The 751-nt window shown below is 57.8% G+C and carries 1 pseudogene; it reads left to right on the top strand.

Annotation, left to right across the window (positions count from 1 at the left end):
- Nucleotides 1-71: 71 nt before the first annotated feature.
- Nucleotides 72-751, top strand: a pseudogene (locus AQS8620_RS16780) (transposase); the annotation flags it as partial.

Genomic DNA, 751 nt, shown 5'->3' with positions numbered 1-751 from the left:
GGTAATCCCCCCCGAAAGTAGGGGGCTGTAAAAGTGGAATTTTCTCGGCAAGATGAACGAGGAGATTTGGAATGAAGACAAGCAAATACACTGAGGCGCAGATTATCGCGATCCTGCGGCAGGCTGAGAACGGCGTGCCCGTTTCTGAGCTGTGCCGCGAGCATGGGATGAGCAATGCGTCTTTCTATAAATGGCGGGCCAGGTATGGCGGCATGGATGCGTCGATGGTCAGCCAGATGAAGGCTATCGAAGAGGAAAACCGGCGGCTCAAGCGGATGTATGCCGATCTGAGCATGCAGAACGACTTGCTGAAGGAAGCGCTTGGAAAAAAGTAGATCGGCCATCCCAGCGCCGCGAGATGGCCGAGACGGCGGTGGCGCGACGGGGCGTCAGCATCGCGCTGGCCTGTCGGGCTTTTGGGGTGAGTGAGACCTGTTATCGCTATAGCCCGAAGCTGAAGGATGAGAACGAGGTGATCGCCGATCTGCTAACGGGGCTGACAGATGCGCGCAAAACCTGGGGATTTGGCCTGTGCTTCTTACACCTGCGCAACGTCAAAGGTCACCCGTGGAACCACAAACGCGTCTACCGGATCTACTGCGAGCTGGAACTGAACCTGCGGATCAAACCTCGCAAGCGGCTGAAACGGGAGAAGCCTGATGTCCTGGCGGTGCCAGACGGGCCCAATGTGACTTGGTCGATGGACTTCATGGCGGATCGTCTTGGCGATGGCCGCCAGTTCCGGCTGCTG

Source organism: Aquimixticola soesokkakensis (genome assembly GCF_900172375.1).
GTDB classification, from domain to species: Bacteria; Pseudomonadota; Alphaproteobacteria; order Rhodobacterales; family Rhodobacteraceae; genus Aquimixticola; species Aquimixticola soesokkakensis.
The sequence above is the reverse complement of the archived record's forward strand: the minus strand, read 5'-3'. Positions and strand labels throughout refer to the sequence as shown.